We start from the raw sequence: 19,928 nt of genomic DNA, 5'->3' as shown, positions 1-19,928 counted from the left end.
AGGCATCCGGGCAGCGGATGCGCACCGGTCAACGCCCGCAGGAGTCCCCATGGTCGCCGTCGTCACCCGTCCCCGCCGCCCCTCGCCCCGTCCCGGGATCGTCGTCCGGCACCGCCCGCCCTCCGGCGGCGGCCGTGCGGCCGCTCCCGCGCCGCCGCGGACGTCGATGAGCCGGCGGCTCGGCTGGGCGTTCATCGGGGGCGCCGCGGCGCTGGTGCCGTGGATGTGGATGCTCGCCACCGGCATGCCGTCCACCGCCGCGGTGCCGAACTGGTCCGCCGCCTGGGTGGGGCTGGACGCGATGGAGGCGGCCGCGCTGCTCGGCACCGGCGTGCTGCTCGTGCGCCGCGACCCGCGCCACGCACTCGGCGCCGCCGCGGCCGGGGCGCTGCTGGTCGTCGACGCGTGGTTCGACGTGATGACCTCCGCCCCCGGCGCGGAGCGGGCGATGGCGATCGCCCTGGCGGCGGGGGTGGAACTGCCGCTGGCCGCGCTGTGCGCCGTCCTCGCCGCGCGGGCGTTCCGGTCCCGCGACGCGTTGATCGACCACGAGATGAAGGACAGATGGCAAAGGCTTGTCGGGAGTACGCCAGACGGGTGAAACCAGACGAGCCGGACCTCTAGAGTGAGTCCGACGTGGGGCCCTCTCACGGGAGGGCCCTTTGCCCTGCCTGCACGATCAGAGGTCCCCCATCATGAACGACCACGAGGTGCACGAGGAGTGCCTGCGGCTCCTCCGGGACGGCCTTCCCGTCCCCGCTCCCGCCGCCTTCGCCGAGGGGCGGGACTACCTTCCGCTCGGGCTCGACAAGGACGGCGACATCGCCGTTGTCACGTTCCTGTACCAGTGGGAGGACGCCGCGTCCTCGTTCATCGAGGGCTGGACGTTCCATCGGCGCGACGGCGAATGGATGGACCTCGGCGGCGCGGGCGGATCGGCCCCCGCGGAGCCGCTGGAGCGCCGCTCGCGCGGCGAGATGGGGCGCCATCTGCTCAAGTACGGGTCGAGCCGGACGGTGCGCAATGCCAACCGGCTGCTGCCGTGGGGCGCCAAGTGGGTGAACGAGGCGCGGCTGCGGGCCTCGGCCGAGGTCGCGCGGGTGCGGGTCGGCAAGCGGATCCTGGACGTCCCCGAGCACGGGCACGTCGTCGTGGTCTGGGGCGCCCGCCGCGGACCGGTCGTGGAGGCGCTCGCCGCCGACGGCGCGGTGCTGGGCGTCATGGACCTGGACCGCCCGTCCGTGCCGGCGGCCGCACAGGCCTGATATTTGACCGTTCGTTCTTGAACGGTCTATCGTCGTCGCCATGGCACGGACCAAGGAGTTCGATCCGGACGCCGCGCTGCGGCGGGCGCTGGAGCTGTTCTGGGAGCGCGGCTACGAGGCGACCTCCATGGCCGACCTCGTGGCGCACCTCGGCATCGCACGGGCCAGTGTCTACGCCACGTTCGGAGGCAAGCGCGAGCTGTACCTGAAGGCGCTCGAACGCTACCTCCGCGACACCGACCCGAAGATCGCCGAGGCGCTGTCGCAGCCCGGGCCCGTGCTGCCGGCGGTCCGGGAGCTGATCGAGCGCTACGCCGAGGAGTCGGCGCGCGACCGGCCACGGCTCGGCTGCCTCGTCGTGAACACCGCGGTCGAACTGGCCGCGCGCGACGCCGAGGCCGCGCGGCTGGTCGAGGCGAGCTGGAACTTCCTGGAGGCCTCGCTCACCACGGCGCTGACCCGCGCGCGGGCCCAGGGCGAGCTGCCCCCGGAGAAGGACCCCCGCGCGCTGGCCCGCCTCCTGCTGGTCGTCTTCCAGGGCATGCGCGTCCTCGGCCGTGCGCCCGCCGACGACCACCGCCTCAGGGACGCGGCGCGCCAGGCCGCCGCCCTCTTCGCCTGACCGGAGCCGCCCCGCCGCTCGGCGGGGTTTCTTTCGCCCCTTATTCAAGACCGATCGATCTAATATTTTGGAGCTCACCATGCGGTTCGACGGCAGGATCGTCCTCATCACCGGCGGCGCGGGCGGCATCGGCCGCGCCACCGCGCACGCGTTCGCCCGCGAGGGCGCGACCGCGGTCCTGGCCGGCCGCGACGCGGCGGCGCTGGCGGAGGCGGTGAAGGAGATCGGCTCCGACCGGGCCGACCATGTCGTCGCGGACGTGTCCGACCCCGCGTCGGCCGCCGGGATGGTCGAGGCGGTGGTGCGCCGCCACGGCGGCCTTCACGTCGCCGTCAACAACGCCGGGATCCTCGGCGCCGCCGGACCCGTCGCCGACATCGACACCGCCGCCTGGAACGACGTCCTGGCGGTGAACCTGACCGGCGTGTTCCTGTCGATGAAGCACGAGATCGCCCACATGCGCGCCCACGGCGGCGGGTCGATCGTCAACGTGGCGTCCAACATCGGCGCGCACGGGCGCCGTCCCGGCCTCGCGGCGTACGCGGCGTCCAAGGCGGCGGTCAGCGTCCTCACCCGCACCGCCGCGCTCGACCACGTCGCCGACGGCGTCCGCGTCAACGCCGTCAGCCCGGGCGCCACCGACACGCCGATGTCGCTGCTGCCCGGCGAGACGCCCGCCGAGCGCGCCGAGCGGATGCGCGCCTCCGCGCCGTCGGGCCGTGTGGCCGGCACCTCCGAGGTGGCCGAGACCGTCCTGTGGCTCGCCTCGGACGCCTCGTCCCACGTGGTCGGCCACGACCTCGTCGTCGACGGAGGCGCCACCGCCTGACGACGCTTTCCGGGCGGCACACCGGGAAGACTCTCTGCATGGCCCTCACACCCGACCGCGACTCCGGCCCCGAACGCTTCCGCCTCGCGGCCAGGGTCACCAGGAAGTACCTGATCGGGGCGCGGAGCCTGCACGACCACATCTCCTCCAAGCTGCTGGGCTCGGGCGTGTCCCGCGTCCTGGACATCGGCTGCGGGGAGGGCGCCCTGAGCGACGCCCTCCCCCAGCCGCCGCCGTTCCGGCTCGTCGGGCTGGACGTCTCCGCCGACCTCGTGTCGGCCCACCCGGCGCCGCGCCTGCGCGCCGACGCGCTGCGCCTGCCCTTCCGGGACGGGACCTTCGACGCCGCCGTGGCCGTGAACCTGCTGCCCCAGCTGGACGACCCCGGCCGGGCGCTGCGCGAGGCCCGCCGCGTCCTCGCCCCGGGCGGTCTCCTCCTGGTCACCGCGATCTGCCGGACCGACAGCCCCGAGCTGTCGCCGGTCTGGCGTCCCGAGCCGACCACGTTCGACGCCGAGGAGGCCCCGGCCCGCGTCGGCGAGGTCTTCGGCGAGATCGAGGTGGAGCGCTGGGACGCCCCGCTGATCACCCTCCCCGACCAGGCCGCCGTCCGCGACTACCTGATCGCCCGCCGGGTCCCCCGCCCCCAGGCCACCGAGGCCGCCACCCGCCTCCGAACCCCCCTCCCGATCACGAAACGAGGCTCCCTGGTGCTGGCGCGGCGCTGATTTGCCTTTCTCTCCTCCTTCGGGCCTGGAGGCCCTCCATCGTCGAGAAACGCGGGCGATCGCCGGCATCGCTCCGGCTCGCCTTGAGGCTCGCTGCGCGATCAGATTCTTGCTCCGCTCGAATCTGCCTTCGGACGCGATCGCGACCATCGAGGTCGGTGCGTGGTTGCTATGCCTGCTGCCCGGAGCGCTACAACCACCCTTGGTCTTCTGCCGTGCGGGCGGCGGTGTGGCGGTTGTCGGTGCCGAGTTTGGTGACGGCGGCGGAGAGGTAGTTGCGGACGGTGCCCTCGGAGAGGCCCAGGGTGCGGGCGATGTGGGAGACGGGGGCGCCGCCGGCGGCGGCGCGGAGGGTGTCGAGTTCGCGGGGGGTGAGGGGGCACTCCTCGGCGGCGAGGGCGTCGGCGGCGAGCTGGGGGTCGATGTAGCGGGCGCCGGCGGCGACCTGCCGGATGACCTGGGCGAGCCGGCGGCCGGGGGCGTCCTTGCCGAGGAAGCCGCGGACGCCGGCGGCCATGGCCCGGCGCAGGTTCCCGGGGCGGCCGTGCGCGGTCACGATCACCAGGCGGCAGGCGGGCAGCTCGCGGGCCAGCCGCTCGGCCGCGGCGAGGCCGTCCAGGCCGGGCATGTCGATGTCGAGGACGGCGACGTCGGGTTCGAGGGCGAGGGCGCGCTCGACGGCCTCGTCGCCGCGCCCGACGTCGGCGGCGACCTCGATGCCGTCCTCGGTCTCCAGGAGCAGGACGAGCGCCTCCCTGATCAGGAGGTGGTCGTCGGCCAGCAGCACGCGGATCATGCGTCTCCCTTCGCGGGGACGGCGGCCGTCACCCGGAACGTCCCGTCGCCCGCGGGGCCGGCCTGGAAGCGGCCGCCCGCGGCCGCGATCCGCTCGGCGAGCCCGGCCAGGCCGCTTCCGGCGTCCCCGGCGGCGCGACGCGCGGCGCCGTCGTTGACGATCTCCAGCTGGACGCGGTCGCGGCCGGCCCGGACGGTGATCTCGCACCAGCCGGCGCTGGAGTGCCGCAGGACGTTGGTGGCGGCCTCGCGGGCGACCCAGCCGAGCGGCTCGTGGACGTGGGCGGGCAGCTCCGGCGACACCTCGGGGCGCTCGCAGCGGATCCCGGCGGCGCGCAGGACGGCGGACATGCCGTCCAGTTCGGTGCGCAGGGACGTGGCCCGGTAGCCGCGGACGACCTCGCGCACGTCCCGGACCGCGTCCCGCGCCATCGTCTGGATCTCGGTGAGCTCCTTGCGGACGCGGCCGTCGTCGCTTTCGACGAACCGCTCGGCCACCTCGGCGCGCAGCGCGACGGCCTGGAGGCTGTGGCCGAGGACGTCGTGGAGGTCGCGGGCGAACCGGAGGCGCTCCTCCCCCACCGCGGACCGGGCCAGCTCCGCGCGCGCCTCCCGGAGTTCCTGGACGACGTGGAACAGCCAGACCGTGACGTATCCGGAGAAGGCGCCGAGCGGCACGCCTGTCACCTCGTACAGGACGGTCAGTGCGGGGAGCCCGAGGAGCACGCCGTAGACGGGGGTCAGGACGGTCGCCGCCGCGGTCACGGCGACCGCCTCGCGCACCGGGAGCACGACGGCGATCAGTCCGGCGGGGACCAGGAGCGCGTTGCCCCAGCCCTGACCGGCGCCGAGCAGCGGGGGCAGCGCCCAGCAGATCGCCGCGATCGCGGCGAGCCCGAGCCTGTGCGCGGGGGCGGTCCGGCGCATCAGGTTCTGCCACAGGAGGCGGGCGTAGAGGGTGAAGGCGGCGCCGGTCGCGAGGAGGGCCAGGACCAGGCGTCCGGCGTCGCGCCGGTCGACGATCTCGTACCAGAGCACCGGCAGCAGGAACCCGGCCAGCGTCAGCACCGTCATCCCCACGATGATCGCGGCGATGAGGGTGGGACGGGGGATCCTGGGCTGCACGCGCCCAGCGTATGCGGCCGTCAAGGGGAGGCGCGGGGCTCAGGCGGCGCGGAGGCGGGCGGCGTCCCGCCCGGTGACCAGGCGGCCCTCGTCCAGGATCCCGACCCGGTCGGCGCGGCAGGCCTCGCCGGGGTCGCGGGTCGTGACCACCACGGCCGTCCCGTCCGCGGCCAGCCTCGCCAGGACCGACCACACCTCGCGCGCGGCGTCGCGGTCGAGGCCCGCGGCGGGCTCGTCGAGGACGAGCACGTCCGACCGTCCGACCAGGGCCAGCGCCAGGTCGAGCATGCGCCGCCGCCCGGCGTCCAGCCGCTCGAACGGCGCGTCGGCGAAACGGGTGAGGCCGACCAGCCGCAGCGCCTCGTCGCGGGTGAGCGGGTCGAGGGTCCAGCGCCGCCAGGTGTCGACCACCTCGGCGACGGTCAGCCCCGGGAAGAGGCCGCCGTCGCGCCAGACGGCGCCCGCGCGCGCGGAATCACGGTCGGCGTAGGGGTCGGCGCCGCGGAGCCGGACGGTTCCGCCGGTGGGCCGCCGCAGCCCCGCCAGGATCTCCAGGAGGGCCGTCTTGCCCGAGCCGTAGCGGCCCAGCAGCGCGTAGACCTCCCCCCGCGCCACGGTGAACGAGACGTTGCGCACGGCCTCGTCCAGGTCCAGGCCGCGTACCTCGATCACCGGTGCCTTCATGGGCTCCATGCTGTCCGGCGGCGGCGCGCGCGTGCAGTCACGGACGTCAGGAAACGATCATGAAGTTCTCAGGGATGGCCCATGACGGATGTCATGGTTCCGCGATCGCCCATCCGGAGGGCGGGACCAGGGCGCCGTCCCCCGTGAAGGCGGCGTCGCCCGCCACGCGCGTCCAGCCGGCGGCCGGAAGGCTCACCTTCGCGGGCTCCTCGCCCGTGTTCAGGACGACTCCCAGCCGCTCCGGGCCGTCCTCCACGGTGTAGGAGAAAGCCGTGTTGGTCAAGGTGGCCGCCATCGTCCGGGCGCGGACGAGCCATGGGTGGCGCCGCCTCACGCCGATCAGGTCCTGGTGAAGGCGGTGGTGCGCGCCGCCGTGACCGGGAAGGGCGCCGGGCCGGTCCGGGAACGCCGGGCGTATGGCGTCGTCCCCGCCCTCGCGCTCCTCCTTGACGCCTTCCAAGGCGAACTCGTCCCCCCCGTAGATGGACGGGACGCCGCCGACGGTCATCAGGATCACGAGCGCGTGGGCCAGAACGCGCCGGTCGGTCAGCCGGGTGGCGATGCGGGTCACGTCGTGATTGCCAAGGAAGGTCTGCGGAGCGAACGTGGCCAGCATCCCGTTGTGGCGATCCAGCGCGTGGGCGAGTTCGAAGAAGTTCCGGTCGTTCAGTGAGCTCCAGATGGCCTTCCACAGCTCGTACTGGGTGACGGAGTCGAATCCGGTCCGCCGCACAAGGCCCGCGTAGTCGCCGTGGATGACCTCGCCGACGAGCCAGGCGTCGGGGAAGCGCGCGCGGACGCGGTCTGTGACCGTCCGCCAGAAGTCCGGCGGGACGGCGTAGGCGGCGTCGAGGCGCCATCCGTCTATGCCGCGCTCCAGCCAATGGGTCATGACTGCGGTGACGTAGTCGGCGACCTCGGGTTCGGCATGGTTCAGGGTGACGAGCCGGTCGTGGCCCTCGAACGTGCGCAGGTCGGCGTGGAACCACTTCCTGTACGCGGAGGCGTCGCCCTTGGCGGCGACGTCGGCGAACGGGACGAACCCGCGCCCGACGTGGTTGAAGACGCCGTCGAGCAGCACGCGGACGCCCCTGCCGGACGCCTCGTCGATCAGCCGCCGCAGGTCGCCCTCGCCGCCGAGGCGGGGATCGACCCGGTAGTGGTCGACGGTGTCGTAGCCGTGCGTCTCGGACGCGAACACCGGCCCGAGCGCGAGGCCGTTGCAGCCGAGGCCGACGAGATGGTCGAGCCAGCCCGCGATCCGTCCGAGCCGGGGTTCCGGCGCCGCGGCGGCCTCGCGTTCGGCGCCGACGAAGCCGAGGGGATAGGCGTGCCACCAGATGGCGTGATCGGGCCAGAGCATGCGCCTCCCCCTACCCGCAATCGCTTGCGAAAGTCCGGCGGGCGGGCCCCGGTCCTGAACCGGCTAGGCGCGCACGAGCATCTCCGGGGTCAGCTCCTCCGGGCGCTTGACGCCCGAAAGCGCCATGGTGAGCTCCAGTTCGGCCTGGAGGCAGCGCAGGACGTGCTGGACGCCGGCCTGGCCGCCCAGGGCCAGCCCGTACGCGTACGGGCGCGCGACCAGGACCGCCTTGGCGCCGAGGGCGAGCGCCTTGACGATGTCCGCCCCGGTCCGGATCCCGCTGTCGAAGAGGACCGTCGCCTGGTCGCGGACAGCCTCGACCACGCCGGGGAGCGCGTCCAGCGAGGCGACCGCGCCGTCCACCTGGCGTCCGCCGTGGTTGGAGACGACGACGGCGTCCATTCCGGCGTCCACGGCCTGGCGGGCGTCGTCGGGGTGCTGGATGCCCTTGAGGGCGATGGGCCCGTCCCAGTGCTCGCGCAGGAAGATCAGGTCGTCCCAGGTCAGGCTCGGGTTGCCGAAGTTGGCGACCCAGTGCAGGAGCGCCGTGTCGCGGTTGGCCTCCGTCACGGGCCCTCCGACGGCCCTCTGGAACACCGGGTCGCCGAAGTAGTTCGCGACCCCGATCCCGCGCAGGAACGGCAGGTAGGCCTGGTCCAGGTCGCGCGGGCGCCACGCCAGCGTGAACGTGTCGAGCGTGACGACGAGCGCGGTGTACCCGGCCGCCTTCGCCCGCTCCAGGAAGCTGACGGCGAGCTCCCGGTCCTTCGGCCAGTACAGCTGGTACCAGCGCGGACCGTCCCCGCTCGCCTCCGCGACCTCCTCGATGCCGAACGAGGACGCGGTGCTCAGCACCATCGTCAGCCCCTCGGCCGCCGCCGCGCGCGCGACGGCCTTCTCACCGTCCGGGTGGAAGATCGACTGCACGCCGATGGGGCCGAGCAGGACCGGCGACGGCATCGGGGTGTCCAGCACGGTCACCGACAGGTCGCGCTCGGCGACGTCCCGCAGCATGCGCGGGACGATCCGCCACCGGTCGAACGCGGCGCGGTTGGCCCGCGCGGTCGCCTCGCTGCCCGCCGACCCGGCCACGTAGCCGAACGCCTTCGCCGACAGCGACCGCTCGGCGAGGCCCTCCAGCCGCGTCAGGTCCGTCGGCAGCGCCGGCAGGACGTCCCCGAGCCCCTGCAGATAGATCGAGTTCTGGAAGTCGGCCAGCCCGCTCAACGAAACCTCCACCTGCTCGACGAACTTCCACCTGGGGAAACCGAATCGGTTCCCGCTCAATCTGCCAGGTCCGCGGAGGTGACGAAACGGGATCGATCCGCCGACTTGGCCGGATCACCCGGTGGGGCGGGCGAAAGATGTCCCCGGGACCGGCCACAATGTGGGGCATGGCACGACGCGGATCCCAAGCCCCTCCACCTCCGCCGGACTTCGAGGAGAACATCGTCGACGTCGACGTCTCCGACGAGATGCGCGGCAGCTTCCTCGAATACGCCTACTCGGTCATCTACCAGCGGGCCCTTCCCGACGCGCGCGACGGCATGAAGCCCGTCCAGCGCCGGATCCTGTACTCGATGAACGAGATGGGGCTGCGCCCCGACCGCGGGCACGTCAAGTGCGCCCGCGTGGTCGGCGAGGTCATGGGCAAGCTGCACCCGCACGGTGACAGCGCCATCTACGACGCGATGGTCCGCATGGCGCAGCCCTGGGCGATGCGGATGCCGCTCGTGGACGGGCACGGCAACTTCGGTTCGCTCGGCGGCGACGACATGCCCGCCGCCATGCGGTACACCGAGGCGCGGCTGTCCCGCGAGGCGATGCTGATGGTCTCCTCCATCGACGAGGACACCGTCGACTTCCGGCCCAACTACGACGGGCAGGAGCAGGAGCCGGAGGTGCTGCCCGCCGCCTTCCCGAACCTGCTGGTCAACGGCGCGGCCGGGATCGCGGTCGGGATGGCCACGAACATGGCGCCGCACAACCTCGGCGAGGTCGTCGCCGCGGCCCGGCACCTGATCGACCACCCGGACGCCACGCTCGAGGAGCTGATGCGCTTCGTGCCCGGCCCCGACCTGCCCACCGGCGGGAAGATCGTCGGGCTGGACGGCATCCGCGACGCCTACGAGCGCGGCCGGGGGACCTTCCGCACCCGCGCGACGGTCTCCGTCGAGAGCGTCACGCCCCGGCGCAAGGGCATCATCGTCAGCGAGCTGCCCTACTCCGTCGGCCCCGAGCGCGTGAAGGCCAAGATCAAGGAACTGGTCAACGCCAAGAAGATCCAGGGCATCGCCGACCTGAAGGACCTCACCGACCGCACCGTCGGCCTCCGCCTGGTCATCGAGATCAAGAACGGCTTCAACCCCGAGGCCGTCCTCGCCGACCTCTACCGGCTGACGCCGATGGAGGAGACGTTCGGCATCAACAACGTCGCCCTGGTCGACGGCCAGCCCCGCACCCTCGGCCTGCGCGACCTGCTCCAGGTCTACATCGACCACCGCATCGACGTCGTCCGCCGGCGCTCGCTCTTCCGGCGCCGCAAGCGCGAGGACCGCCTCCACCTCGTGGAGGGCCTGCTCGTCGCCCTGCTGAACATCGACGAGGTCATCCAGGTCATCCGGCAGAGCGACGACGCCGCGCAGGCCAAGCAGCGCCTCATGCAGATCTTCGAGCTGTCGGAGATCCAGGCGCAGTACATCCTCGACACCCCGCTGCGCCGCCTCACCCGCTTCGACCGCCTGGAGCTGGAGAAGGAGAAGGAGCAGCTCGCCAAGGAGATCGCGAAGCTGACCGCGATCCTCGACTCCGAGCGCAAGCTGCGCGGCGTCGTCTCCCGGGAGATGGGCGAGGTCGTCAAGGAGTTCGCCACCCCGCGCCGGACCATCCTGCTGGAGTCCTCGGGCCACACCGCCGCGGAGGCCGTGCCGCTGGAGGTGGCCGACGACCCGTGCACGGTGCTGCTGTCGGCCACCGGCCTCATGGCCCGCACGCACGACGCCTCGCCCCTGCCCGACAGCGGCCCCCGGGCCGCGCACGACGTGCTGACCTCGGTCGTGCCCGCCACGGCCCGCGGCCAGGTCGGCGCGGTGACGTCCCTGGGCCGGATGATCCGCATCGACGTGCTGGACCTGCCGACGCTGCCGCCGTCCGCGACGCCCCCGTCCCTGGCGGGCGGGGCGCCGGTCACCGAGTACGTCGATCTGGAGCCGGACGAGAAGGTCGTCGGCATCGGCTCCGTCGGCGAGGAAGGCGGCGGCCTGGCCCTCGGCACCGCCCAGGGCGTGGTCAAACGGGTCGTTCCCGACTTCCCCGCCAACCGCGACGAGTTCGAGGTCATCGGCCTGAAGGACGGCGACCGCGTCGTCGGCGCGGTCCAGCTGATGTCCGAGGAGCAGCATCTCGCCTTCATCAGCACCGACGCCCAGCTCCTGCACTTCGCCGCGTCCCTCGTCCGTCCCCAGGGCCGGGCCGCCGGAGGCATGGCGGGCATCAAGCTCGGCTCCGGCGCGAGCGTCCTGTGGTTCGGCGCCCTCGACCCGTCCCGCGAGGCCCGGGTCATCACGGTCTCCGGTTCGTCCTCGGCGCTGCCCGGCACCCACTCCGGCGCGATCAAACTCGCCGACTTCGCCGACTTCCCGTCCAAGGGCCGCGCCACCGGCGGCGTCCGCGCCCACCGCTTCCTCAAGGGCGAGGACGCGCTGATCCAGGCGTGGGTGGCCCTGACGCCCCTGCGGGCCGCGGGCCCGAACGGCAGGCCGGCGACGCTCAACGTCACCATGGGCCGCCGTGACGGCTCCGGCGAGCCGCTGGACAAGCCCCTCACCGCCGTCAGCGGCCCCATCGGCCCGGCCCCCGAAGAGGGACCGCCCGAAGAGGAATGACGCGCGCGAGGCCCCGGGCGAGCGCCCGGGGCCTCTGCCTTTCACCGCCCGCCGCCGCGGCGGCGGGCGGGATCGGCGGCCGGAGGGTGCGTCAGTCGGCGCAGATCGCGTAGACGCTGATGCCGACGTCGTTGAAGCCGATCTGGCGGCCGAGAGCGATCCAGCCGCGCCCGTCGGGGGTGGGGAACGAGCCGACGAGGACGGCGCCGTTGCCCTGCGCCTCCCCGCCGCCGCCGAGGACGTGCTTGGTGCCGGGGCAGAGAACGGTCCGGCGCTGGAAGTTGGGGACGTTGGCGTTCGGCAGGGCGACGACCTGGTAGCCCGGCGGAACGGCGGCGGCGCGCGCCGCGGTCGGCTGGGAGGGGGTCTGCGCGCTGGCGGCTCCCGCGGTGGCCAGGCCGGTCACCATGGCGGTCGCGGCAAGGGCCAGGGCGGTGGTCTTGATCGACGGCATGTGCTCTCCTTCGACGGTGGCTCCCCGCCGCCGGCGCCCACGCGCACCCCGGAGACGCAGGGTGTGCGGGAGCCGCGAGGGTCGGCGGGCGAGCCCGAGGACCGGACACAAGGAGTGTTCACCACGTCACGCTCGGCTGCCAGACGCCTGAACGACTCCCTTGATTACGGAGTGTGCACATACTGCGATTGAGCGAGGGTCTGACCCGCTTCCCACGCCTCTCACCTGTGGTAGTCGATTGATTACAGAAAGTACGTGTCCAGATCCGGCCCCTCACATCGCGCGCCCTGAGGCGCCGGAGGCTGGCCGGCCAGTGCGGCGGCGTTGCCGCGAGCAGGGTCGTTCCAGCCCATTTCGGTGACGGCGGGCCAGTCGCACCAAACCCGGCCGAGGGCGGCTCACGAGTGCGTCTCGGCGGCGAACGGTGCGGCTCCCGGCCTCCTGGATCCGCGGACGCGCCGACGGCGGGACGGCGCGGCGGAGTCCGTTCCGGATGTCAGGTCTCGACGTCGTCCGGACCCCAGTGCGCCTCCATCCGGACGATCCTGCCCTCGTCGTTGAAGGTCATGACGTCGATGGCGCGGACGCGCAGCCCGGGGACGTCGACGGTGAAGGCCATGGCGGCGCGGTCGCCGTGGGAGCCGCGGATGGGCGCGTCGAGGGTGAGCTTGGCGCCGCCGGCGATGGCGTTGGCGTAGAACTCCTCGATGGCGGCGCGGCCGCTCATCGGGGGGTGGCCGACCGGGTCCTCGATGACGGCGTCGTCGGCGTAGAGGCCGCAGACGGTCGCCGCGTCGGCGGCGTTGAAGGCGTCGACGTAGGTCTGGAGCGCCTGCTTCATGTGGTCCTGGGAGGGCATGCCCGAAGCCTAGCAAGCGATCGCTTGGTTGCCGGTCGTCCATGATGGGGGGATGGCTATCGCATCGTTCATGGTTCCGCTCGGCTCTCCCGTCCCCGCCTTCCGGCTCCCCACCGTCGAAGGCGGCTCCGTGTCGGACGGCGACCTCCCGGACGCGGCGGCCCTCCTCGTGGTGTTCCTGTCCAACCACTGCCCCTACGTGCGGCGGATCGAGGACGCGATCGGCGCCCTCACCGCCGAGTACGCGGACCGGGGGCTCGCCACCGTCGCCGTGTGCAGCAACGACGTCGCGAACTATCCCGACGACGGCGCCGAGCGCCTCCGGGAGCAGGCGACGAGGGCCGGCTTCGGCTTCCCCTACCTGGTGGACGAGTCGCAGGAGACGGCGAAGGCGTTCAGGGCCGCCTGCACGCCCGACTTCTTCGTCTACGGCCGGGAGCGCACGCTCGCCTACCGGGGCGAGTTCGACGGAGCGAGGCCGAGCAACGACGTCAAGGCCGACGGAGCCGCGCTCAGAGCCGCCCTGGACCTGGTCCTGGCCGGCGAGGACGTCCCCGAGCCCCACACGCCGAGCCTCGGCTGCGGCATCAAGTGGAGGCCCGGCAACGAGCCCGGCTGATCACGCCAGGGCGGTCTGGCCCTCGCGGGGACGCGGCACCGGGCTCCGCAGGCCGCGTTCGGCGCAGTCCGCCAGCCTCTCCAGCAGGTCGGCCGGGCCGCCGGAGGCGTCGTCGTAGTGCCAGAACCGGATGATCTGCTCGCCTTCCGCGCCCGGGTTGAAGCGGCCCAGGGTGAAGCAGCCGGCGATGGCCATGCGCACGATGACGCGCTCGCTGTCGTCCAGCCCGTTCACGTAGGAGGCCGCGTCGATGAGGCCGACCGCGGCGCGGGCGTTGCGGCCGTCGTCGCAGGGGTCGGGGCGGTTGATCCGCCATTGCGCGTAGGGGCGCAGGTAGTCCGCGATCATGCAGGTTCTCAGCACGGTCCCATGCTGGGCCCGCGCGGGCGCGCGGGAAGGGGCCTTGACCGGGCCCTTGCCGGACGCTGACCGAAGATCATCCGCCGAGGCCGTTCCGGAAGGCGTAGGTGACGGCCTGGGCCCGGTCGCGCAGGCCCGCCTTGGCGAACAGGTTGTTGATGTGCGTCTTGACGGTCGCCTCGGAGATGAAGAGGTCACCCGCGATCTCGGCGTTGGAGCGTCCCTGGGCGATGAGCGCGAGCACCTCCGCCTCGCGCCGGGTCAGGCCGTCCGGCAGCCTGCCGCCCGGGGCCCGGCGGGGGGCCTCGCCGGCGGCCACGGCCTCGACCAGGCGGCGCTGGACGGCCGGGTCGAGCCCCGACGCTCCCCCGCGGACGGCGGCGACGGCGCGGGCGATCTCGTCGGCGTCGGCGTCCTTGGTGAGGTAGCCGCGGGCCCCGGCGCGCAGCGCGGCGAAGATCGACTCGTCGTCGGCGTAGGTGGTGAGGACGACGATCCCGACGTCCGGGTGCCTCGCCCTGATCCGGCGGGTCGCCTCCACCCCGTCCATCCGCGGCATGCGCAGATCCATCAGGACGACGTCGGGACGGAGGTCGGCGACCATGGCCACGGCCTGCTCGCCGTCGCCGCACGCCCCCGCGACCTCGATGCCGGGCAGCAGTTCCAGCAGGAGGACCAGGCCCTCCCGCACCACCGTCTGGTCGTCGACGACCAGAATCCTCGCCGTGTCGCCCACCGCTCGCCCTCCCGTCAGGCCGGCACGCTGAGGGACACGCGGAATCCCCTGCCGTCCGGTCCGGTCACCAGCGTGCCATCGATCAGCTCCGCCCGCTCCCGCATCCCCACGAGGCCGTACCCGCCGCCGCCCAGAGCCTCGACGGGCTCCGTGCCGCCCGTGTCGGTCACTTCGAGCTCCACCTTGCCGGTGAGGTACCGCAGGGCGACCTGTGCGCGCGCGCCGGGAGCGTGTTTGCGGACGTTGGTGAGCGCCTCCTGCGCGGTCCGGACGACCGCGAGCCCGGCCTGCGGGGGCAGTTCGCGGGGCGCGCCGGTCACGCGCACGTCGCAGGGGCGTCCGGTGCTGGCGTAGAACTCCTCTGCGAGCTCCTGGATGACCTCCTTGGGCTGCGGTATCTCCCCGCGGAGCGTGGCCAGGGCCCGCCTGGTCTCCTCCAGCCCGGAGCGGGCGAGGTTCCGCGCGCGCTCCACCCGGTCCAGGGCCTGGACGCGGTCGCCGTCCCGCGACAGCAGCAGCCGCGCCCCCTCCAGGTGGACGATCTGCGCCGACAGCGAATGGGCCAGGATGTCGTGGATCTCCCGTGCGATGTGCGACCGCTCCGCCAGCACCGCGTTCGCGGCCTCCGCGCGGCGGGTCGCCTCCTGCGCGGCCTTGCCCCGGCGGCTCGCGAGCGCGCCCAGGGTGATGCCCGCGACCGCCGCCATCTGGCCGAGGTCGGCGCCGCCGGAGCCGAGCGCCTCCCCCAGCCCGCCGATCGCGGCGATCGTCAGCGCGCTCACCGTGATGCCTCCCGGCACCGGCAGCCACGTCAGCAGCATCCACAGCCCGGCCATGGAGATGAAGAACCCGTTGCCGGAGTCGGGCGCGAGCCCGTACAGCGCCATCGCCGAACAGAGGGCCCCCAGCAGGAGGACGATCCCCAGACGCCGGCGCCGCGCCTCTCCCTCCCGTCCGAGCCAGATACCACTCGCCAGCAGGCCGAACATGACCACGTTGAGCACGACGAGAGCCAGGCCGGCACCGTGCAGTGCGGGAGCGGGATCGGCCCTGAGTATCCCCCGGACATAGGCGACAAGACCCCAGGCCAGCAGAACCCCGAAGACCGCAAGCCGCGCAGTCCGCTCCGCAACCCCCTTCACGACACGGTGCGGGACCGGAGCGGCGACGGCGTCGTCCAGCGTGTTCATACCCCTGAGGGTAGGCAGGAGCGACCGTTCCGGGGATCGGCGCCCGGCTGGATTTCCCGGTCTCCACCTCAGGGTGGAGACCCCGCTCAGGTGTCGATGCGCTCCACGTCCAGTTCGGCGGCTCCGGCGGTGATGAACGCGCGGCGCGGCGCGACCTCGCTGCCCATCAGCAGGTCGAACACCTTGCCCGCCTCCTCGGCGTCCTCGATGCGGACGCGGCGCAGCACCCGGTGCCGGGGGTCGAGCGTCGTCTCCGCGAGCTGGTCGGCGTCCATCTCACCGAGGCCCTTGTAGCGCTGGATCGGCTCCTTCCAGCGCTGGCCCTTGCGCTCCAGCTCGACGAGCCGCTGCCGCAGCTCGGCGTCGGAGTAGGTGTAGATGTACTTCTCCTGCCCCTTGCGCGGCTTGACGAGCTCGATGCGGTGCAGCGGCGGGACGGCGGAGTAGATCCGCCCGGCCTCCAGCATCGGCCGCATGTAGCGGTGGAAGAGGGTGAGCAGCAGCGTCCGGATGTGCGCGCCGTCGACGTCGGCGTCGGCGAGGATCACCACGCGCCCGTAGCGGGCGGCGTCGACGTCGAACGTCCGTCCCGACCCGGCGCCGAGGACCTGGATGATCGCGGCGCACTCGGCGTTCTTCAGCATGTCGGCGACGGACGCCTTCTGCACGTTCAGGATCTTGCCGCGGATCGGCAGCAGCGCCTGGAACTCGGAGTCGCGGGCCAGCTTGGCCGTGCCGAGGGCCGAGTCGCCCTCGACGATGAACAGCTCGCTGCGGTCGTCGGCGGACCGGCAGTCGACGAGCTTGGCCGGGAGGGCCGAGTTCTCCAGGGCGTTCTTGCGGCGCTGGTTGTCGCGCTGGGTGCGGGCGGCGATGCGGGTCTTGGCCGCGCCGACCACCTTCTCCAGGACGGCGCGCAGCGGCTGCTTCTGCCCGCGCGACGGGTTCTCGAAGATCGCGCGGAGCTCGCGCATCACGACCTGGGAGACGATGCGCGTCGCCGCGGAGGTGCCGAGGACCTCCTTCGTCTGGCCCTCGAACTGCGGCTCGGGCAGGCGGACCGTCACCACGGCGGTGAGGCCCTCCAGGGCGTCCTCCTTGATGACGTCCTCGTCGCCGTTCTTCAGCAGCTTCGTCGCGCGGAGCTGCTCGTTGAGGACCTTGAGCACCGCGCGGTCGAAGCCGCGCACGTGCGTGCCGCCCTTCGGGGTGGCGATCACGTTGACGAACGACCTGGTGATCGTGTCGTAGCCGTTGCCCCAGCGCAGCGCGACGTCGACCTCCAGGTCGCGCTCGACGTCGGTGGGCGTCAGGTGGCCCTGGTCGTCGAGGACGGGGACGGTCTCGGTGAAGTGGCCCCGGCCCTGGAGCCGCAGCACCTCGACGAGCGGGACGTCCTTGGCGAGGTAGGAGCAGTACTCGCCGATGCCGCCGTCGAACCGGAACGTCTCGTCGAGGACCTCCTCGCCGCGCTCGTCGCGGACGTCGATGGTCAGCCCCGGGATGAGGAACGCGGTCTGCCGCATCCGGTCGAGGACGAGGGACTGCTCGACCGTGGCGTCCTTCAGGAAGATCTGCAGGTCGGGCCAGAAGCGGGTGCGGGTGCCGGTGGTCTTCTTGGCGACCTTGCGGATCTGCCGCAGGCCCGACCTCTTCTTGAACCGGGCGTTCGGGCGGCCCTCGTCGGCGAACTCGCCGGGCAGGCCGCGCCGGAAGCTGATCGCGTGGGTGTGGCCGTCGCGGTCGACCTCCACGTCCACCCGCGCGGACAGGGCGTTGACCACGGAGGCGCCGACGCCGTGCAGGCCGCCGGACGCCGTGTAGGACACGCCGCCGAACTTGCCGCCCGCGTGCAGCCGCGTCATGACCAGCTCGACTCCGGGCAGGCCCGTCTTCGGCTCCAGGTCGACCGGGATGCCGCGACCGTTGTCGCCCACCTCGAAGGAGCCGTCGGCGTGCATCGTCACGCTGATGTGCGTGCAGTAGCCCGCGAGGGCCTCGTCGACGCAGTTGTCGACGATCTCCCACAGGCAGTGCGCGAGGCCACGGCTGTCGGTCGATCCGACGTACATGCCGGGTCGCTTGCGCACGGCCTCCAGCCCCTCCAGCACCGAGAGGTGCCGGGCGGAGTAGCCGTGCGGGTCTTCGGTTGTCGCTTCGGCGGTCGCGGCGGTCAACGTGCGTGTGCTCCTCGGGGGTAGGACGGTCGGCAGCAGGGTACCCCCGGCCGCCGACAATCCACCGAAAGGCTCGCCGCCGCCGACGTTCCGCACGCCGGCGCGGCAAGGCCCGTACGGTCCGCCAGGCTACCCGCACTCCGACTTCTGGACCCGGACCTCCACCTTCGGGTGGGTGCACCGAAGCCCGATTCGTCCCTACTGTCCTCGCATGGCGCAAACGATCGAGGTCACCGGCCTCCGCAAGCGATACGGGGACGTCCGGGCCGTGGACGGGGTGACGTTCTCCGTCGAGGAGGGCGAGTTCTTCGGCATCCTCGGGCCGAACGGCGCGGGCAAGACCACCACACTGGAGATCATCGAGGGGCTGCGGGAGCCCGACGAGGGCGACCTCACCGTGCTCGGCATGTCCCCCTGGCCGCGCAACTCCAAGCTGCTCCCCCGGATCGGCGTCCAGCTGCAGGCGTCCTCGTTCTTCGAGCGGCTGACCGCGCGCGAGCAGTTGCGGACGTTCGGCTCCCTCTACGGCGTCCCGGCGAAGAAGGCCGACGCGATGCTCGAACTGGTCGGCCTGGACGACAAGGCCGATACCCGCGTCGAGAAGCTCTCGGGCGGCCAGGCGCAGCGCCTGTCCATCGCGTGCGCGCTCGTGCACGACCCCGAGCTGGTGTTCCTGGACGAGCCCACCGCCGCGCTGGACCCGCAGGCGCGCCGCAACCTGTGGGACGTGCTCCGGTCCATCAACACCGAGGGCCGGACCATCGTCCTGACCACGCACTACATGGACGAGGCCGAGAGCCTGTGCGACCGCGTCGCCATCATGGACGCGGGCAGGATCCTGCGGCTCGGCCCGCCGGCGGTGCTGGTGCGCGGGCTGGACGCCCCCGCCAGGATCAGCGTGGCCAGCGGCGTCCTGGACGTCGCCGACGCGCGGCTCCTGCCGGGCGCGGACGAGGCCGAGGACGACGGCGTCTCACTGACCATCTCCACCCGCGACCCCTCCGCGGTGGTCGCCGCCATGGCCGCCAAGGACGCGCTGGACGGCGTCCAGATCCGCGGCGCCACCCTTGAGGACGTCTTTCTGGAGCTCACCGGACGGGAGTACAGGGCGTGAGCACGTTCGAGAGTTTCAAGAGCCTGTCCAGGGCGATGTTCCTGGGCTTCCGGCGCGACCGCACCGCCCTGTTCTTCACGGTGCTGTTCCCCCTGATGTTCCTGGTCGTCTTCGGCGGCGTCTTCGGCCACCAGTCGACGTCCAAGGTGAAGGTCCTGGAGGTGGGCAGCGCACCGGTCCTCGACCAGGCGGTGGCGCAGGGGGCGGGGGAGCTCGGCAAGGTCATGAAGGTCGAGAAGTCCTCCGACCGCGCCGCCGCCCTGCGCACGGTGGAGAAGGGCGACGCGGACGCGGTCGTGGAGCAGCGCGGGGGCGAACTGGTCGTCCACTACTCGGCGGCCGACCAGGTCAAGTCCGGAACGGTGCGGGGGCTGATGAACTCGGTCGTCCAGTCGGCGAACCTCTCGGCCTCCGGCAAGCCGCCCGCCTACCGGCTGTCCGACCAGCGGGTGGAGGACGACTCGCTCAAGGCCATCCAGTTCTTCACGCCGAGCCTGCTCGGCTGGGCACTGGCGTCGGCGGGCGTCTTCGGGGCGTCCCAGACGCTCGTCACGTGGCGGACCAAGGGCATCCTGCGCCGCCTCCAGCTCTCCCCGGCGCCCATTCCCACCGTGTTCGCCGCGCGCGTGGCGGTCAGCCTCGCCGTGGCCCTCGTCCAGTTCGCGCTGTTCGTGCTCGTGGCGCAGCTCCCGATGTTCGGCCTGAAGCTCAGCGGCGCCTGGTGGATGGCCATCCCGGTGGTCATCGCGGGCGTGCTGGCCTTCCTGTCGATCGGGATGCTGATCGGCGCGTGGGCCAAGACGCAGGAGACCGCCCAGGCGGTGACCCAGCTGATCGTGCTGCCGATGGCGTTCCTGGGCGGCTCGTTCTTCCCGCTGGACGCCTCGCCGACCTGGATGAGGACGCTGTCCTACATCTTCCCGCTGCGCTATCTCAACGAGGGCATGCTGAATGTGATGGGCCGGGGGCTCGGGCCGGCCTCCGCACTGCCCCAGATCGCCGTTCTGCTGGGGGTCGCGGTCGTCGGCGCCTTGATCGCCGTGCGCCTGTTCCGATGGGACGCCGTCTAATGTGACCTCGGTCACTTATTGGGCCATTCTGCTGTGGGCGTACGAAGAACCAGG

The 19,928-nt window shown here is 72.7% G+C and carries 20 protein-coding genes; 9 read left to right on the top strand and 11 right to left on the bottom strand.

The window, feature by feature from the left end; all coding sequences use genetic code 11:
* The first annotated feature begins 49 nt into the window (after positions 1-49).
* The 5 genes from ACQEU6_RS41630 (at position 50) to ACQEU6_RS41610 (ending at position 3,444) form a co-directional block, all read left to right on the top strand.
* Positions 50-601 carry a hypothetical protein gene (locus tag ACQEU6_RS41630; protein ID WP_499339241.1) on the top strand — a complete coding sequence of 184 codons (552 nt, stop codon included), beginning with the start codon at positions 50-52 and terminating at the stop codon, positions 599-601.
* 94 nt (positions 602-695) lie between these two features.
* Entirely contained in the window at positions 696-1,265 is a 570-nt protein-coding gene (locus ACQEU6_RS41625; protein WP_499339240.1) for a hypothetical protein, read from the top strand.
* Positions 1,266-1,305: 40 nt separating this feature from the next.
* Positions 1,306-1,887, top strand: coding sequence for a TetR/AcrR family transcriptional regulator (locus ACQEU6_RS41620; protein ID WP_499339239.1), 582 nt, complete (start codon positions 1,306-1,308; stop codon positions 1,885-1,887).
* Between the two features lie 79 nt (positions 1,888-1,966).
* Positions 1,967-2,716, top strand: a complete 750-nt coding sequence (locus ACQEU6_RS41615) for an SDR family NAD(P)-dependent oxidoreductase (RefSeq protein ID WP_499339237.1) — start codon at positions 1,967-1,969, stop codon at positions 2,714-2,716.
* Between the two features lie 38 nt (positions 2,717-2,754).
* On the top strand, positions 2,755-3,444 hold the full coding sequence (locus tag ACQEU6_RS41610) for a class I SAM-dependent methyltransferase (RefSeq protein ID WP_499339235.1): 690 nt from the start codon (positions 2,755-2,757) through the stop codon (positions 3,442-3,444).
* 190 nt (positions 3,445-3,634) lie between these two features.
* On the opposite strand, the gene ACQEU6_RS41605 is transcribed toward ACQEU6_RS41610, so the two are convergent.
* From ACQEU6_RS41605 to ACQEU6_RS41585, 5 genes are all read right to left on the bottom strand, one after another.
* Complete coding sequence (locus tag ACQEU6_RS41605) at positions 3,635-4,240, bottom strand: response regulator transcription factor (RefSeq protein ID WP_499339233.1); 606 nt, start codon at positions 4,238-4,240, stop codon at positions 3,635-3,637.
* Positions 4,237-5,364, bottom strand: a complete 1,128-nt coding sequence (locus ACQEU6_RS41600; RefSeq protein ID WP_499339231.1) for a sensor histidine kinase — start codon at positions 5,362-5,364, stop codon at positions 4,237-4,239. The genes ACQEU6_RS41605 and ACQEU6_RS41600 overlap by 4 nt, the downstream gene beginning before the upstream one ends.
* Positions 5,365-5,403: 39 nt before the next feature.
* Entirely contained in the window at positions 5,404-6,048 is a 645-nt protein-coding gene (locus ACQEU6_RS41595) for an ATP-binding cassette domain-containing protein (RefSeq protein ID WP_499339229.1), read from the bottom strand.
* A 91-nt stretch (positions 6,049-6,139) separates the two neighbouring features.
* A complete protein-coding gene (locus ACQEU6_RS41590) occupies positions 6,140-7,411 on the bottom strand; it encodes an alpha-amylase family protein (protein ID WP_499339227.1) in 1,272 nt (423 codons plus the stop codon).
* A 63-nt stretch (positions 7,412-7,474) separates the two neighbouring features.
* Positions 7,475-8,638, bottom strand: a complete 1,164-nt coding sequence (locus tag ACQEU6_RS41585; protein ID WP_499339225.1) for a lactate 2-monooxygenase — start codon at positions 8,636-8,638, stop codon at positions 7,475-7,477.
* Positions 8,639-8,805: 167 nt separating this feature from the next.
* Between ACQEU6_RS41585 and ACQEU6_RS41580 the strand changes: the two genes are divergently transcribed.
* Entirely contained in the window at positions 8,806-11,295 is a 2,490-nt protein-coding gene (locus tag ACQEU6_RS41580) for a DNA gyrase/topoisomerase IV subunit A (protein WP_499339223.1), read from the top strand.
* A 91-nt stretch (positions 11,296-11,386) separates the two neighbouring features.
* On the opposite strand, the gene ACQEU6_RS41575 is transcribed toward ACQEU6_RS41580, so the two are convergent.
* Together ACQEU6_RS41575 and ACQEU6_RS41570 are read right to left on the bottom strand one after the other, a co-directional pair.
* Positions 11,387-11,749, bottom strand: a complete 363-nt coding sequence (locus ACQEU6_RS41575) for a hypothetical protein (RefSeq protein ID WP_499339221.1) — start codon at positions 11,747-11,749, stop codon at positions 11,387-11,389.
* A gap of 496 nt (positions 11,750-12,245) precedes the next feature.
* Entirely contained in the window at positions 12,246-12,608 is a 363-nt protein-coding gene (locus ACQEU6_RS41570; protein WP_499339219.1) for a nuclear transport factor 2 family protein, read from the bottom strand.
* Positions 12,609-12,660: 52 nt separating this feature from the next.
* Between ACQEU6_RS41570 and ACQEU6_RS41565 the strand changes: the two genes are divergently transcribed.
* A complete protein-coding gene (locus ACQEU6_RS41565; protein ID WP_499339217.1) occupies positions 12,661-13,227 on the top strand; it encodes a thioredoxin family protein in 567 nt (188 codons plus the stop codon).
* On the opposite strand, the gene ACQEU6_RS41560 is transcribed toward ACQEU6_RS41565, so the two are convergent.
* From ACQEU6_RS41560 to ACQEU6_RS41545, 4 genes are all read right to left on the bottom strand, one after another.
* On the bottom strand, positions 13,228-13,590 hold the full coding sequence (locus ACQEU6_RS41560; protein ID WP_499339215.1) for a hypothetical protein: 363 nt from the start codon (positions 13,588-13,590) through the stop codon (positions 13,228-13,230).
* A 73-nt stretch (positions 13,591-13,663) separates the two neighbouring features.
* On the bottom strand, positions 13,664-14,323 hold the full coding sequence (locus tag ACQEU6_RS41555) for a response regulator (RefSeq protein WP_499339213.1): 660 nt from the start codon (positions 14,321-14,323) through the stop codon (positions 13,664-13,666).
* Between the two features lie 14 nt (positions 14,324-14,337).
* Positions 14,338-15,513 (bottom strand): sensor histidine kinase, encoded by a 1,176-nt coding sequence (locus ACQEU6_RS41550; RefSeq protein WP_499339211.1) that lies wholly within the window; start codon positions 15,511-15,513, stop codon positions 14,338-14,340.
* Positions 15,514-15,599: 86 nt separating this feature from the next.
* Entirely contained in the window at positions 15,600-17,690 is a 2,091-nt protein-coding gene (locus ACQEU6_RS41545; RefSeq protein ID WP_499339209.1) for a DNA gyrase/topoisomerase IV subunit B, read from the bottom strand.
* A gap of 211 nt (positions 17,691-17,901) precedes the next feature.
* On the opposite strand from ACQEU6_RS41545, the gene ACQEU6_RS41540 reads away from it, so the two are divergent.
* Both ACQEU6_RS41540 and ACQEU6_RS41535 read left to right on the top strand, forming a co-directional pair.
* A complete protein-coding gene (locus ACQEU6_RS41540) occupies positions 17,902-18,804 on the top strand; it encodes an ABC transporter ATP-binding protein (protein ID WP_499339207.1) in 903 nt (300 codons plus the stop codon).
* The gene (locus ACQEU6_RS41535) at positions 18,801-19,874 is read left to right on the top strand and encodes an ABC transporter permease (RefSeq protein ID WP_499339206.1); all 1,074 of its coding nucleotides are present in this window, start codon (positions 18,801-18,803) and stop codon (positions 19,872-19,874) included. Before ACQEU6_RS41540 ends, ACQEU6_RS41535 begins: the two co-directional genes overlap by 4 nt.
* Positions 19,875-19,928 lie beyond the last annotated feature (54 nt).

The organism is Spirillospora sp. CA-108201 (assembly GCF_050936235.1).
Taxonomy (GTDB): domain Bacteria; phylum Actinomycetota; class Actinomycetes; order Streptosporangiales; family Streptosporangiaceae; genus Spirillospora.
The sequence above is the reverse complement of the archived record's forward strand: the minus strand, read 5'-3'. Positions and strand labels throughout refer to the sequence as shown.

Coding starts and splice junctions, on each gene's coding strand:
- ACQEU6_RS41550 (WP_499339211.1), bottom strand. CDS start 15,513: ATGAACACGCTGGACGACGCCGTCGCCGCTCCGGTCCCGCACCGTGTC.
- ACQEU6_RS41610 (WP_499339235.1), top strand. CDS start 2,755: ATGGCCCTCACACCCGACCGCGACTCCGGCCCCGAACGCTTCCGCCTC.
- ACQEU6_RS41590 (WP_499339227.1), bottom strand. CDS start 7,411: ATGCTCTGGCCCGATCACGCCATCTGGTGGCACGCCTATCCCCTCGGC.
- ACQEU6_RS41605 (WP_499339233.1), bottom strand. CDS start 4,240: ATGATCCGCGTGCTGCTGGCCGACGACCACCTCCTGATCAGGGAGGCG.
- ACQEU6_RS41625 (WP_499339240.1), top strand. CDS start 696: ATGAACGACCACGAGGTGCACGAGGAGTGCCTGCGGCTCCTCCGGGAC.
- ACQEU6_RS41570 (WP_499339219.1), bottom strand. CDS start 12,608: ATGCCCTCCCAGGACCACATGAAGCAGGCGCTCCAGACCTACGTCGAC.
- ACQEU6_RS41580 (WP_499339223.1), top strand. CDS start 8,806: ATGGCACGACGCGGATCCCAAGCCCCTCCACCTCCGCCGGACTTCGAG.
- ACQEU6_RS41565 (WP_499339217.1), top strand. CDS start 12,661: ATGGCTATCGCATCGTTCATGGTTCCGCTCGGCTCTCCCGTCCCCGCC.
- ACQEU6_RS41595 (WP_499339229.1), bottom strand. CDS start 6,048: ATGAAGGCACCGGTGATCGAGGTACGCGGCCTGGACCTGGACGAGGCC.
- ACQEU6_RS41540 (WP_499339207.1), top strand. CDS start 17,902: ATGGCGCAAACGATCGAGGTCACCGGCCTCCGCAAGCGATACGGGGAC.
- ACQEU6_RS41620 (WP_499339239.1), top strand. CDS start 1,306: ATGGCACGGACCAAGGAGTTCGATCCGGACGCCGCGCTGCGGCGGGCG.
- ACQEU6_RS41575 (WP_499339221.1), bottom strand. CDS start 11,749: ATGCCGTCGATCAAGACCACCGCCCTGGCCCTTGCCGCGACCGCCATG.
- ACQEU6_RS41630 (WP_499339241.1), top strand. CDS start 50: ATGGTCGCCGTCGTCACCCGTCCCCGCCGCCCCTCGCCCCGTCCCGGG.
- ACQEU6_RS41615 (WP_499339237.1), top strand. CDS start 1,967: ATGCGGTTCGACGGCAGGATCGTCCTCATCACCGGCGGCGCGGGCGGC.